The sequence below is a fragment of the Christensenella tenuis genome (assembly GCF_014287795.1).
In the GTDB taxonomy this organism is placed as follows: domain Bacteria; phylum Bacillota; class Clostridia; order Christensenellales; family Christensenellaceae; genus Christensenella; species Christensenella tenuis.
The window spans coordinates 319026-332911 of the sequence record NZ_JACOON010000001.1; the positions used below are offsets into that span (position 1 = coordinate 319026).

Sequence of the window (13886 nt, forward strand, 5' to 3'; positions counted from 1 at the left end):
GCTATGGCTGTGGTTGGAGGAATTGCAGTTCCGCATCCGCCGATTATCCTGCCTGAGATCGGATGCGGAGAGGAACGGAAAATTGAAACAACGATTCGTGCTTATCGGGAGGCCGCCAGGGCAATAGCGGATATGCGGCCCGATACGATCATTATCCTCTCTCCGCATTCGGTGCTGTATGCGGAATATTTTCATATTTCACCGGGTCAGACGGCAGCGGGGAATCTGGAGCAGTTTCACGTCAGGGGAAGCTCCGTCGAAGCCAAATATGATGCAAACTTTGTAAGTGAGCTTGGGAAATTAGCCCAACAGGAAGGATTCCCGGCTGGAACAGATGGAGAACGCGATCCATTGCTGGATCATGGGACGCTGATTCCGCTCCGCTTTTTGCAGGAAGAGGGCCTTGGCAATGTGCCTATTGTGAGAATTGGGCTTTCAGGTCTCAGTGTAGAAGCACATTACCGACTGGGTGAGCTTATTGCACAGACAGCTGAGACTCTCGGGAAAAGAGTCGCTGTTGTTGCGAGCGGAGACCTTTCCCACAGACTGAAAGAGGATGGCCCATACGGTTACGCTCCACAGGGACCTGAATTTGATCACCTTGTAACAGAAGCGCTGGGAAAAGCAGATTTTATGAATTTAATGGAGCTGGCACCTGCTTTTTGCGAACAGGCGGCGGAATGCGGAGTGCGGGCTTTTCTCATTATGGCGGGAGCATTTAACGGAAAATCGCTGGGTTCAAGACTACTCTCGTATGAAGGTCCGTTTGGAGTCGGATATGGAGTTGCTGTTTTTTCTGTAAGAGGAAATGATGCTGCGCGTGAATTTGGCAAGCTATACCGGGAAAAACAGGCACGGGAAAAAATGAAACGCGACGCACGCGAGGATGCCTATGTAAAACTGGCGCGCGCCTCCCTGGAGCACTATGTGAATACAGGAACTGTTTTGCATCGCCCGGATGATTTACCGGATGAACTGCTTAAAACACGCGCCGGGGTATTTGTATCGCTCAAAAAGCGGGGAGAATTGCGCGGCTGTATTGGAACGATTGAGGCAATGCGGAATTGTATTGCCGATGAAATCATCTGGAATTCAGTAAGCGCCGGGACTGAGGATCCGCGATTTGTATCGGTAAGCCGTATTGAACTTGAGGAACTTGTGTACAGCGTAGACGTTTTGGGAAAAGTGCAACCGGTGGAAAGTGCAGAGGAGCTTGATGTAAAACGCTTTGGAATCATTGTATCAAGCGTAGGACGCCGGGGACTACTGCTGCCGAATCTCGAAGGAGTAGACACTCCGCGGCAGCAGATTGAGATTGCACTCCAAAAGGCGGGAATTGGCCGGGGAGAACCTTATTCTATCGAAAAATTCGAAGTGATCAGGCATCAATGAAGAAGGTTTGCACAGTTTGCCCGCATGCCTGCGCTTTAAAAGAAGGGGAAGTAGGTTTGTGCGGAGCGCGTAAAAATATTGATAACCGGATCATTGATGATAATTATGGGCAGCTTACGGCAATCGCTTTGGATCCGATTGAAAAGAAACCTTTGGTGCGTTTTTTTCCAGGCAGCCGTATTCTCTCGGTCGGCAGCTTTGGCTGCAACTTGCATTGCCCTTTTTGCCAAAACAGCTCTATATCCATGTATGGCAATGAAATGACGAAGCAATCTATGCAGCCAAATGAATTGGCATGCCTGGCGGAGGCATTAAGAGAGCAGGGAAATATTGGCATTGCCTACACCTATAATGAACCGGTTATCGGATATGAATTTGTACGCGACTGCGCCTATGCTGCTCATGAAAAAAATTTGAAAAATGTACTGGTAACAAATGGATTTTGTAATGAGGAAATATGGAGAGCGCTGTTACCTGTCATTGATGCTGTGAATATCGACTTGAAAGCTTTTTCCCAAAGATTCTATCGCGCAATAGGAGGGGACTTGGAAACGGTGAAGCGTTCTATTGAATTGGCTGCGCAAAATTGCCATATAGAGGTGACGGCTCTTATTATTCCGAACGAAAATGATTCAAATACTGAAATGGAGCATCTTTCTATCTGGCTTGCTTCAATCAGCCGAGAGATTCCTTTGCATGTGACTCGTTTTTTTCCAAGATATAAAATGCAGAACGCGCAAGCTACGCCGGTCCGGAAGGTTTTACAGCTCGCAGAAGTTGCACGTAAACATTTGAAGTATGTATACGAGGGGAACTGTTAAGAAAAGAATATAAAAAAAGAACTGCTGCACGTACAGCAGTTCTTTTACATTTCTTAGTACATTCCAGGCATTCCACCGGGAGCGCCGCCTGCAGGCATTGCCGGCGGTTCCGGAGCCGGAAGATCCGTTACAATACTTTCCGTTGTGAGCAGCATAGCCGCAACGGAGCATGCATTCTGGATAGCGGAACGCGTAACTTTCGTCGGATCGATGATGCCCGTTTCGATCATATCCACATATTCGCCGGTTGCGGCATTGAATCCAAATGTCTTGGAATTGTCCGCAAGAATTTTCTCGACGATAATGCTGCCCTCAAGACCTGCGTTTGCAGCAATCTGACGGACAGGCTCTTCCAGAGCACGCAGAACGATCTTAGCGCCCGTCTTCTCGTCACCAGACAGTTTGTCAATCAGCGCCTTAATATCATCCGTTACCTTCAGGGGAGCTGTGCCGCCGCCAGGAACGATACCTTCCTCCACAGCTGCGCGCGTCGCTGCGAGAGCGTCCTCGATTCTCAGCTTTGCTTCTTTCATTTCTGTCTCCGTTGCCGCACCGACGCGGATTACCGCCACGCCGCCTGCCAGTTTAGCAAGACGTTCCTGAAGCTTTTCTTTATCGTAATCGGAAGTCGTTTCTTCGATCTGAGCCTTGATCGATTTGATGCGTCCTTCGATATCTTCTTTCTTGCCCATGCCTTCCACGATGGTCGTGTTATCTTTGTCAACTTTTACCTGTTTCGCACGGCCGAGCATATCCATCGTTGCTTCCTTAAGGTCGATACCGACCTCTTCAGAGATGACCGTACCGCCCGTGAGCGTAGCGATGTCTTGCAGCATTGCTTTTCTTCTGTCGCCAAAGCCCGGAGCTTTCACAGCAACACAGTTGAACGTGCCGCGCAGTTTGTTGACAACGAGGGTAGCGAGAGCTTCGCCTTCAACATCTTCGGCGATGATGAGCAATTTTTTGCCCTGCTGTACGATTTGTTCAAGGATCGGAAGGAGATCCTGAATATTCGAGATTTTTTTGTCTGTGATCAGGATAAGGGCGTCATCAAGGACGGCTTCCATTTTTTCGGTATCTGTTACCATGTAGGCAGAAGCATACCCGCGGTCAAACTGCATACCTTCGACAACGTCGAGTTCCGTCTGCATCGTTTTGGATTCTTCCACTGTGATAACGCCGTCATTACCAACTTTTTCCATAGCGGAAGAAATCAGCGTACCAATGCGGTCATCACCAGCTGAAATGCTTGCAACCTGAGAGATTGCCTTGCTGTCTGCAATCGGCTTTGAAAGAGTCTTCAGGCTTTCAACCGCCGTTTCACAGGCGCTGAGGATACCTCTTTTAACGCCCATCGGATTTGCACCGGCTGCAACGTTCTTAAGTCCTTCACGAATGATAGCCTGTGCAAGCAGGGTAGCGGTTGTCGTACCGTCGCCAGCCACATCGTTCGTCTTTGTAGCAACTTCCTTTACAAGCTGTGCTCCCATGTTTTCAAAGGGATCTTCAAGCTCGATTTCCTTTGCGATCGTAACGCCGTCGTTCGTGATCAGCGGAGCACCGAATTTTTTATCCAGAACAACGTTGCGGCCCTTCGGCCCGAGCGTTACTTTTACTGTATCTGCCAACTGGTTTACGCCTCTTTCAAGCGCACGGCGAGCTTCTTCGCCAAATTTCAACTGTTTTGCCATGATTTATTTGCCTCCTTCTTATTTTACAATTGCAAGAATGTCGGACTGGCGCACGATCATCAGCTCTTCGCCGTCCAGCTTTACTTCTGTACCTGCATATTTGGAATAAAGAACCTTATCGCCTTTCTCTACTTCCATCTTAATTTCTTTACCGTCAACTACGCCGCCGGGGCCAACTTCAACAACTTCCGCAACCTGCGGTTTTTCCTGTGCAGAACCGGGCAGTACAATACCGCTCTTTGTCGTTTCTTCTGCTTCAACTGATTTGATGACGACTCTGTCACCTAAAGGTTTGATTGTCATGTCACATGCCTCCTATATTAAATAATATTCGTTATTCTGTTAGCACTCGTCAAAGTTGAGTGCTAATTTTTCTAGGACTAATGATATCTATAAACGATAAATAAATCAACTAACATTAATTATTAAAAAATGGTAAATTTTGTTATTAAACCAGAATAATATAATATATCTGCGAATTGCTTCTTATATCTGATGATTTCTATTGTATTTAATTCTAACATATAATGTGAAATAATGTACAATAAAAACGATAAATATTTCAACTATTATATAATTTCAGCGTACTTTATTAATCATATGATACAAAAGGGGAATAGAATGGATAAGTGGGATAAGAGGTTTATGGACCTTGCGGAAGAAATCGCACATTGGACCAGTTGCTTTAAAACAGATCGCAGCATTGGCGCAGTGATTGTAAAAAATAAACGAATCGTAACAACCGGATATAATGGCGCACCCGCAGGAATTGACAGCTGCAAAGACCGGGGAGAATGCTTGCGTATCAATATGGGAATTCCTTCCGGAGAGCGGCATGAATTATGCTACGCGATCCACGCGGAGCAAAATGCGATTATCCAAGCTGCAAAACTTGGCGTTGCGATTGACGGGGCGACGATGTATTGTACGCATCAACCTTGCTCGATCTGTGCGAAGATGATTGTAAATGCAGGGATTGTACGCGTTGTTTATAAGCATCCCTATCCGGATGAATTTGCAAATAAGATATTTGATATGGTAGATATCCAGATAGAACAGTATAAAGAATAGAATCGGAGGAGTATGTATGAAAGTTACGGAGATTGCAAAACTTCTGGATGCGGAATTTCTCTGCGGAGACAGCAGACAGGACACGGAAATACTTTGCGCATGCGGCGCGGATATGATGAGCGACGTATTGGCGTTTACAAAACATGACGCCATTTTGATGACGGGCTTAGTGAATAATCATGTTATTCGCACGGCGGAGATGATGGACATTCCCTGCATTTTGTTTGTGCGCGGTAAGAGGCCGGCGCAGGACATCATTGATATGGCGGAAGAGCGGGAGATGGTTCTCCTCGCAACGGATAAACCGATGTTTACAACGTGCGGGATCCTCTATCAAAATGGAATTAAAGGTGGAATGCGGGGGGAATGACTATGATCTATACCCGGGATTATGAAATAGAAAAGGAAGATTTTGTTGCGGCGGGAGAGGTCTCGGCACGCATCAAGAATAAATTGAAGCAGCTTGGCGTGGCTCCTGCTTTGATACGCAAAATTGCAATTGCGTCCTATGAAGCGGAAATTAATATGATTATCCATAGCTATGGGGGGCATATGCAGCTCGATATTGACGAAGATTCCATTAAAATTACCTGTGCGGATACCGGGCCGGGAATACCGGATATTGACCTTGCCATGCAGGAGGGGTATTCAACCGCATCGGATACGGTGCGTGAAATGGGCTTTGGCGCAGGTATGGGACTTCCTAACATGAGTAAAAACAGTGACAATATGCATATTGAATCGAGCCCTGCGGGAACGACAGTGACGCTCAAATTTCAAATGTAAATGACGAAATAAAGTGACGGTCGATTATCATGGAAAAATATTTTCATTCGGTGCGCCTGGAAAAAGAAAAATGTTCAGGTTGCACCAATTGTATTAAGCGGTGTCCGACAGAGGCCATCCGGGTGCAAAAAGGAAAAGCAAAGATATTAAAGGAACGGTGTATCGACTGCGGGGAATGCATCCGCGTTTGTCCTTATCATGCCAAAAATGCGGTAACGGATCCCCTGTCCAGTATTAGTCAATTTAAGTACAAAATCGCGCTTCCTGCTCCGGCGCTGTACGCGCAATTCAAAATGATAAATCAGGTGGATAAGGTAGACCGAGTGCTTTCCGGCCTGAAGGCTATGGGATTTGACGATGTATTCGAAGTGGCCAAGGGCGCGGAGATTTGCGCAAAAGCAATTGCAAAGGAGCTTGAGAAGCCCGGAAATCGGCCTGTCATTTCCTCGGCCTGCCCGGCGGTTGTACGGCTTATTCAGGTGCGCTTTCCTGAGCTTCTTGATAATGTCGTCAAGGTTGACGCGCCGGTGGAAGTTGCCGCAAAGGTGGCGAAGGAAGAATTTGCCAAAAAGAACAACGTAGATATTTCGGAAATCGGTGCTTATTTCATCACACCGTGCCCTGCAAAGATGACAAGCATCAAGTCGCCGCTTGCAAAAGAGAAAAGCGATGTGGACGGCGCTATTTCAATCCTCGAGGTTTATGGCCTTTTGACAGGTCAATTGAAATCGGCAGACGCCCGGCATTTTGACGGCGTCAAGGCCACGGCAAAAGGAATCGGTTGGGCAAACAGCGGCGGGGAAACATTTGCAGTCGGGGAAAAGAACGCTCTTGCCGTGGATGGAATTTCCAATGTTGCACGTGCGCTTGAAGATATTGAGAATGATAAATTGAAAGATCTTGATTTCTTTGAAGGCCTTGCATGCGTCGGCGGCTGCGTCGGCGGACCACTCGTGTTTGAAAGCGCGTTTGTGGCCCAGTCGCGCGTACAAAAAATATGTGATGAAGTTGGGTTTGATGAGAGCGTGGAAGAGCAGGCCAGGGCATATGCGCAATCAGGTGTAGCAGCAACCAAAAAGCAGATGGAAGCCGTGGATGTTATGAAATTAGACGACGACCGTATGGAGGCGCTGCGGAAGATACAGAAAATTGAAGAACTCGTACAGAAGCTCCCGGGAATGGATTGCGGAAGCTGCGGCGCACCGTCTTGCCGGGCCCTTGCGGAAGATATTGTACGCGGTCATGCGCAGGAGATGGATTGTGTATTCATATTAAAGGAAAAGGTACGCTATCTTGCAGAAGAGATGGTGGATCTTGCAAGTAAAGATAAATTATCGGAGGATGAAACTGAATGAAGACAGCAGAAATTGCCGAAAAAATGGGGCTGAAACTCCTTACGGACGGCCTCGCGGAGGAAGCGGAGGTAACAGATGGCTGCGTTTGCGACCTCTTAAGCTGGGTCATGGCACGCGGCGAGGCGGGAATGGCCTGGGTCACGGTACAAACGCATCTTAATGTGATTGCCGTTGCATGCCTGCACGATTTTGCCTGCGTAATCATACCGGAAAGTATTGATGTTCCGCAGGCTACAATCGACAAAGCCAAGGAAGAAGGAGTCGTCATTTACTCTTCATCCAAAACGTCATATGCAATTTGTTGTGAGCTATATGACTTAGGTATTGGAAAATAGAAATGCATCTTTATTATGATTTGCATATTCATTCCGCGCTTTCGCCGTGTGCGGATGACGATATGACACCCAATAATATCGTCAATATGGCGAAATTAAAAGGTCTTGACCTGATTACGGTGAGTGATCATAATTGCGGCCGGAACGTAGAGGCAGCATCAAAAGTTGCGGAGCAGGCGGGAATTCTTTTTTTGCCAGGAATAGAAATGACGACTGCGGAAGAAGTCCATGTCCTCGCTTTTTTTGAAGAAGCAGGCGCAGCGCGGGAGTTTGGGGATAAGCTGTACGCAGATCTTCCGGATATCAAAAATAAGCCGGATTATTTTGGAAACCAGCTGGTTTTGGATGAACATGACGAAGTGATTGGAACGCTTGATAAATTATTGATTTCAGCGCTACCGTATGACATCGACGCAAGCTGCAAGCTGATTCGGGAATATGGAGGATATTCCATTCCAGCCCATGTTAATAAAGGGGCAAATTCCATGCTCGCGAACCTTGGGTTCTTTCCGCCGCAGCTTTCTTTCAAGACGATTGAAACGGTGCCGGGGCTTGCAATCGAAAACGATGTATCGCGTTTTGAACAAATACACTCGTCGGACGCGCATAATTTATGGCAAATTGCCGAGCGGGAACGGTATCTTGAAGTGGATGAGGCAAATGTCCGAACAATTCTACAAAAATTGTGTGACTAATTTCACAAAAAGGGATGCAAAACAGATTATTATATGGTAAAATGATTTCCGGAAACAATAAAATCCAAATGAAATTCAGAAGGTTGATTATTTAAGGAGGCACTTCCATGGGGAACACTGCAGAATTGCAAGTAAAATTTGATGAATTAAAAGGGTATATCTCAGAGACGATGAAAAAACCTGGTCCGTTGATGCCTATTATGCAGAAGGCTCAGGATATTTTTGGCTCTTTGCCATTTGAAGTACAAAAATTTATTTCGGAAGAAATGCAGATTCCAATGACCGATATTTATGGTGTGGCAACATTCTATTCTCAGTTTGCCCTGGAGCCGAAGGGAAAACATGTAATAGGCGTGTGCATGGGTACGGCATGTTATGTCAAAAAAGCGGAAAGTATCCTGAATGCGCTGGGAGATGAGCTGCAAACAGCGCCGGGCGGAACAACGCCGGATGCGTTATTTACCCTCGAGGCGACGCGATGCCTTGGATGCTGCGGCCTTGCGCCGGTTATTATGATTGATGACCAGGTTTATGGCAGGCTGAAACCGGAAGATATCCCGGGGATTATCGGACTTTACAGAGACAAGCAATAACCAGCGGCAGCTATGAAAGAGATTGCGCTGCACATTATGGATATTGTGCAGAATTCAATTACGGCAAACGCAACTTTGATTGAGGTATTCCTTTCGGTTGTGAGGCGGGACAACACAATTTCCGTTACGATTAAGGATAATGGAAAAGGGATGAGCAGGGAGATGCTTGCGCACGTAACAAGCCCATTTGTCACAACCCGCACTACGCGTAAAGTGGGGCTTGGGATATCGCTTTTCAAAGCGGGAGCTGAAAGCTCCGGCGGAAATTTCAGTATTGATTCCGAGGAAGGGAAAGGGACGGAACTGACGGCCGTATATGTCCTCGATAACATTGACCGGCCGCCTATCGGAGATTTTGCGGGAACGATGCATTCACTCATCGTGTGTAATCCGGATCTTGATTTTTTAATCCAGGTGACGATTGACGGGCATGAGGAAACGCTCGACACGAGGGAGGTAAGGCAAGTGCTTGGCGAGGATGTGCCGCTTGATTTGCCGGATGTGTCGGCATGGCTGAAAGAAAACCTCGATGAGATATTCCCAACTGAATATGCAATGTTTTAAAATTTGCAAGGGTTCCGGTCAAGCGGCCGGAACCTTAATTTTTCCAGAAGAAGTCAAATGGAAATTTCCAAAGCCTTCCCTGTGGAAGATTTGAGCAATTTTGCAGGCGGAGGTAAACTGTTTTTGGTTTTCGAAACCGCTGCTCAATCGGGGGTGTAAAAGTTTTGGTGCCATCGCAACCAATATCTAAAGATTTCATAAAAAATCTTTTCGATATATTCTAAAAAGCACAGTCATTCAGATTCTAAAATGGTACGAATGTCAGTACAAAATAATTTTTGAAAAAACAGATTAATAATATGGTTAATTTTTCACGAAAGAAGTTGATTTTGCAGGATATTACTGATATAATAGCTAATGGAAAAATTGTCTTTTTTTTCACTAATTATTGTGAATAAAATATTTTGCAGCTGTGCTGCAGAAAAACATTTCATATCTCGGCCAACCGCTTGCCGAAAAAGCGGCTTAAAACATGTTCGTTACATGGAGATGTTTTAAAGTATGGGGAGTAGAAAATATGAAGTCACTTCAGGAATTGGAAGCAATCAGGAACAAGATGCAGGGAAAAGTGGATATTCGCAAAAACGATGCTGAAAAGCGCGTTGTGGTTGGAATGGCTACATGCGGAATCGCGGCAGGCGCACGTCCTGTCCTCCAGGCGTTTGTAGACGAAGTTGCGACACGCGGCCTAAACGACGTCGTCGTTTCACAGACAGGGTGCATCGGCGTATGCCGTCTCGAACCTATCGCAGAGGTATTTATGCCCGGTCAGGAAAAAGTTACCTATGTGAAAATGGATGCGGAAAAGGCGAAGCGCGTTGTTGCAGAGCATTTGGTGAACGGCAACATCGTAACGGAATACACAATCGGGTATTACGAAAAAAACAACGCTTAACTTTGTACATTTAATTGGAGGTTTAGGATAAATGGATTTTTATCGTGCGCATGTGTTGGTATGCGGAGGTACAGGTTGTACGTCCTCCGGTTCCGGGGAATTAATCGAACGTTTCGGGAAAGATCTCGCGGAAAAAGGGCTGGATAAGGAAGTAAAAGTAGTGCGGACCGGATGCTTTGGCTTGTGCGAAGCAGGGCCAATCGTAATTGTTTACCCGGAAGGTGCCTTTTACAGCCGGGTAAAACTTGAAGATGTTGACGAAATTGTTGAAGAACATCTTCTTAAGGGACGTATTGTGGAACGCCTGCTGCATAAGGATGAAGAAGAACAGGATGTTGCGACGACTCTCGACGATATTGAGTTCTATAAAAAACAAAATCGTGTTGCGCTTAGAAACTGCGGCGTAATCGATCCGGAAGTGATTGACGAATATATTGCTTTTGATGGGTATAAAGCGCTTGGAACCTGCCTGACGGAAAAAACACCGCAGGAAGTAATCGACATAATCAAAGCATCGGGACTGCGCGGCCGCGGGGGCGGTGGATTTCCGACAGGCCTTAAATGGCAGTTTGGCCATGATGCAAAAGGCGACCAGAAATATGTGATTTGTAATGCCGATGAAGGCGATCCAGGCGCATTTATGGACCGTTCCGTTCTTGAAGGCGACCCACACAGCGTTATCGAGGCAATGGCAATCGCAGGTTATGCGATTGGCGCGAACATGGGTTATGTATATGTACGCGCGGAATATCCGATTGCGGTCAAGAGACTCCAGATCGCGATTGATCAGGCGCGTGAATATGGCCTGCTTGGCGAAGACATTTTTGGAACCGGTTTTGGGTTTGATATTGAAATCCGTCTGGGCGCGGGCGCATTTGTGTGCGGTGAAGAAACAGCCTTGATGGAATCTATCGAAGGACGGCGCGGCGAACCGAGGCCGAAACCCCCGTTCCCGGCGAACAAAGGTTTGTTCGGCAAACCTACGATAATCAATAATGTGGAAACTTTGGCGAATATTCCACAGATCATTCTCAAAGGCGCCGATTGGTTCGGCTCCATGGGAACAGAAAAATCCAAAGGAACAAAGGTTTTCGCTCTTGGCGGCAAGATTAACAACACAGGACTTGTGGAAATTCCTATGGGAACGACGCTTCGCGAAGTTATTTATGACATCGGCGGCGGTATCCCGGACGGCAAGAAATTCAAGGCGGCCCAGACGGGCGGCCCTTCCGGCGGATGTATCCCTGCGGAGCATCTTGACCTGAAAATTGACTATGATACGCTTACCTCCATTGGCTCGATGATGGGCTCGGGCGGTTTGATTGTTATGGACGAAGACAACTGTATGGTGGACGTCGCAAAATTCTTCCTGGATTTCACAGTAGATGAGTCCTGCGGAAAATGTCCGCCTTGCCGGATTGGTACGAAGCGTATGCTTGAAATACTGCAGCGCATTACAGATGGCAAGGGGAAACCCGGCGATATTGAGAAGCTGATTGAACTTGGCGAGAGTATCAAAGCCGGAGCGCTGTGCGGTCTTGGAAAAACAGCGCCAAATCCAGTGTTGTCCACGATCAAATACTTCAGAGATGAATATGAAGCGCATATTTACGACAAACGTTGCCCGGCAGGACATTGCCAGCAGCTTTTGGTATATGAGATCATTCCTTCCAAGTGTATTGGATGCGGAATGTGCGCACGCGTATGCCCGGCCGACGCAATTACCGGAGAAAAGAAACAACCGCATCACATTGATCCGGATAAATGCATCAAGTGCGGCGCTTGCATCGAGAAATGTAAATTTGATGCAATCAAGAGATAAAAGGAGGATTAAGTGATATGGTATCATTGACAATAGACGGCGTAAAGATTGAAGCGCCAGATAATTCCACAGTGCTCGACGCTGCGAGAAAAGCAAATATTGACATTCCCACACTTTGCTTTCTGAAAGGGGTCAATGCAATCGGCGCATGCCGGATTTGCTTGGTTGAAGTGAAAAACAACCCTGCGCTTCAGGCGGCGTGTGTCCTTCCGGTGTCGGAAGGAATGGAAGTTTTTACGAAATCTGAAAAAGTTTTGAAGGCAAGAAAGGTAAGCCTTGACCTTCTGCTTTCCAATCATGACAGGGAATGCCTGACTTGTGTTCGCAACAAGAATTGTGAACTGCAAACGCTGGCAGATGAGTTCAATATTCGCTCGATCCAGTATGAAGGTGAAAAAATTTACAAGGATATTGACGATCAGTCGGTTTCCGTTGTACGTAATCCAAATAAGTGCGTGCTTTGCAAACGCTGCATTGCTGCCTGCGAAAAAATCCAGACAGTAGGCGTCATCGGTTCGACAAACCGCGGATTCAAAACGACGGTTGAACCCGTATGGGGCAAATCCCTTGTGGATGTTCCATGCATCAATTGCGGTCAGTGTATTGTATCCTGCCCGGTCGGTGCACTCTCCGAGAAAAGCGAGATCGATAACGTATGGGCCGCCCTGCACAATCCGAATATGCACGTTGTTGTCCAGCCGGCTCCGGCTGTCCGCGTAGCGATCGGAGAAGAATTTGGAATGCCCATGGGAACCCGCGTTACCGGAAAGCTCGCTGCTGCGCTTCGCAGAATGGGTTTTGACAAGGTATTTGATACGGACTTCGGCGCCGATCTTACAATCATGGAAGAGGGCTATGAATTTATTAACCGGGTTAAAAATGGCGGAACACTGCCGATGATTACCTCCTGCTCGCCGGGATGGATTAAATTCGCTGAATATTTCTTCCCGGATATGCTGGATAATCTTTCAAGCTGCAAATCTCCCCATCAGATGCTGGGTGCGATTATAAAATCTTACTATGCGCAGGAAAACGGAATTGATCCAGCAAAGATTTTCACCGTATCCGTTATGCCGTGTACCGCAAAGAAATACGAGAAAGACCGCGCAGGCGAGGATGCTACGGGGTATCCGGATGTAGATGCGGTGCTCACGACGCGTGAAATGGCACAAATGATTAAAGAAGCCGGTATTGATTTTGTGAATCTGCCGGATGAAGATTTTGACCCTGTACTCGGTACGTCTACTGGAGCGGGTGTTATCTTCGGCGCAACGGGCGGGGTTATGGAAGCGGCGCTCCGTACGGTTGCGGAAGTTTTGACAGGAGAGGAACTTAAGAGTATTGATTTCTGTGACGTGCGCGGAATTGCCGGAATCAAGGAAGCGGAAATTATGGTTGGAGATATGCCTGTCAAGGTTGCTGTAGCCAGCGGAACGGGAAATGCACGGAAGCTGCTTGAAGCGGTACGTTCCGGTGAAAAGGAGTATCATTTTATTGAAATTATGGCATGCCCGGGCGGTTGTGTGAACGGCGGTGGACAGCCGATTGTATCGGCCCGTATTAAAAATGTGCTCGATCCGCGTGTCGTCCGCGCACAAGGGCTTTATGATGAAGACTGCGATAAGCCTTTGCGTAAATCTCATGAAAATCCTGATATCCAGAAGCTTTATAATGATTTTCTTGGGGAGCCGAACAGTCATAAGGCACATGAGTTGCTGCATACGTTCTATGAAGCAAAACCCAAATATAAGGAATAACAAGGAACAATCCTGCTGCAAACGCCCGGTTTTGAGCCGGGCGTTTGTTTTGTGAAACGATATTTTAACGTGAATTTGAAGGATTTAACGTTTAAGGCGTATAATATAT

At 46.9% G+C, this 13886-nt stretch carries 15 protein-coding genes; 13 read left to right on the forward strand and 2 right to left on the reverse strand.

Annotation, left to right across the window (positions count from 1 at the left end):
* Positions 1 to 3 precede the first annotated feature (3 nt).
* Positions 4 to 1392, forward strand: coding sequence for an AmmeMemoRadiSam system protein A (amrA, locus tag H8S18_RS01550; RefSeq protein WP_186856549.1), 1389 nt, complete (start codon positions 4 to 6; stop codon positions 1390 to 1392).
* Positions 1389 to 2213 carry an AmmeMemoRadiSam system radical SAM enzyme gene (gene amrS, locus H8S18_RS01555; protein ID WP_186856550.1) on the forward strand — a complete coding sequence of 275 codons (825 nt, stop codon included), beginning with the start codon at positions 1389 to 1391 and terminating at the stop codon, positions 2211 to 2213. The genes amrA and amrS overlap by 4 nt, the downstream gene beginning before the upstream one ends.
* A gap of 53 nt (positions 2214 to 2266) precedes the next feature.
* Here the strand turns inward: amrS and groL are convergent, their stop codons facing one another.
* A complete protein-coding gene (groL, locus tag H8S18_RS01560) occupies positions 2267 to 3904 on the reverse strand; it encodes a chaperonin GroEL (RefSeq protein ID WP_186856551.1) in 1638 nt (545 codons plus the stop codon).
* An 18-nt stretch (positions 3905 to 3922) separates the two neighbouring features.
* Entirely contained in the window at positions 3923 to 4207 is a 285-nt protein-coding gene (locus tag H8S18_RS01565; protein ID WP_186856552.1) for a co-chaperone GroES, read from the reverse strand.
* A 318-nt stretch (positions 4208 to 4525) separates the two neighbouring features.
* Here H8S18_RS01565 and H8S18_RS01570 point away from each other — a divergent pair, with 318 nt between their 5' ends.
* From H8S18_RS01570 to H8S18_RS01620, 11 genes are all read left to right on the forward strand, one after another.
* Entirely contained in the window at positions 4526 to 4975 is a 450-nt protein-coding gene (locus H8S18_RS01570) for a deoxycytidylate deaminase (protein ID WP_186856553.1), read from the forward strand.
* 16 nt (positions 4976 to 4991) lie between these two features.
* The gene (locus tag H8S18_RS01575) at positions 4992 to 5345 is read left to right on the forward strand and encodes a DRTGG domain-containing protein (protein WP_186856554.1); all 354 of its coding nucleotides are present in this window, start codon (positions 4992 to 4994) and stop codon (positions 5343 to 5345) included.
* The gene (locus H8S18_RS01580; protein WP_186856555.1) at positions 5342 to 5761 is read left to right on the forward strand and encodes an ATP-binding protein; all 420 of its coding nucleotides are present in this window, start codon (positions 5342 to 5344) and stop codon (positions 5759 to 5761) included. Before H8S18_RS01575 ends, H8S18_RS01580 begins: the two co-directional genes overlap by 4 nt.
* A gap of 29 nt (positions 5762 to 5790) precedes the next feature.
* Entirely contained in the window at positions 5791 to 7116 is a 1326-nt protein-coding gene (locus tag H8S18_RS01585) for a [Fe-Fe] hydrogenase large subunit C-terminal domain-containing protein (RefSeq protein ID WP_186856556.1), read from the forward strand.
* The gene (locus H8S18_RS01590; protein WP_186856557.1) at positions 7113 to 7451 is read left to right on the forward strand and encodes an AraC family transcriptional regulator; all 339 of its coding nucleotides are present in this window, start codon (positions 7113 to 7115) and stop codon (positions 7449 to 7451) included. The genes H8S18_RS01585 and H8S18_RS01590 overlap by 4 nt, the downstream gene beginning before the upstream one ends.
* Positions 7452 to 7453: 2 nt before the next feature.
* Positions 7454 to 8146 (forward strand): PHP domain-containing protein, encoded by a 693-nt coding sequence (locus tag H8S18_RS01595; protein ID WP_186856558.1) that lies wholly within the window; start codon positions 7454 to 7456, stop codon positions 8144 to 8146.
* 107 nt (positions 8147 to 8253) lie between these two features.
* Positions 8254 to 8739, forward strand: a complete 486-nt coding sequence (locus H8S18_RS01600; protein ID WP_186856559.1) for an NADH-quinone oxidoreductase subunit NuoE family protein — start codon at positions 8254 to 8256, stop codon at positions 8737 to 8739.
* 12 nt (positions 8740 to 8751) lie between these two features.
* A complete protein-coding gene (locus H8S18_RS01605) occupies positions 8752 to 9303 on the forward strand; it encodes an ATP-binding protein (RefSeq protein ID WP_186856560.1) in 552 nt (183 codons plus the stop codon).
* A gap of 517 nt (positions 9304 to 9820) precedes the next feature.
* On the forward strand, positions 9821 to 10198 hold the full coding sequence (locus tag H8S18_RS01610) for a (2Fe-2S) ferredoxin domain-containing protein (RefSeq protein ID WP_186856561.1): 378 nt from the start codon (positions 9821 to 9823) through the stop codon (positions 10196 to 10198).
* A gap of 31 nt (positions 10199 to 10229) precedes the next feature.
* A complete protein-coding gene (gene nuoF, locus H8S18_RS01615) occupies positions 10230 to 12020 on the forward strand; it encodes an NADH-quinone oxidoreductase subunit NuoF (protein ID WP_186856562.1) in 1791 nt (596 codons plus the stop codon).
* A gap of 17 nt (positions 12021 to 12037) precedes the next feature.
* Positions 12038 to 13777, forward strand: a complete 1740-nt coding sequence (locus H8S18_RS01620; RefSeq protein WP_186856563.1) for an NADH-dependent [FeFe] hydrogenase, group A6 — start codon at positions 12038 to 12040, stop codon at positions 13775 to 13777.
* Positions 13778 to 13886 lie beyond the last annotated feature (109 nt).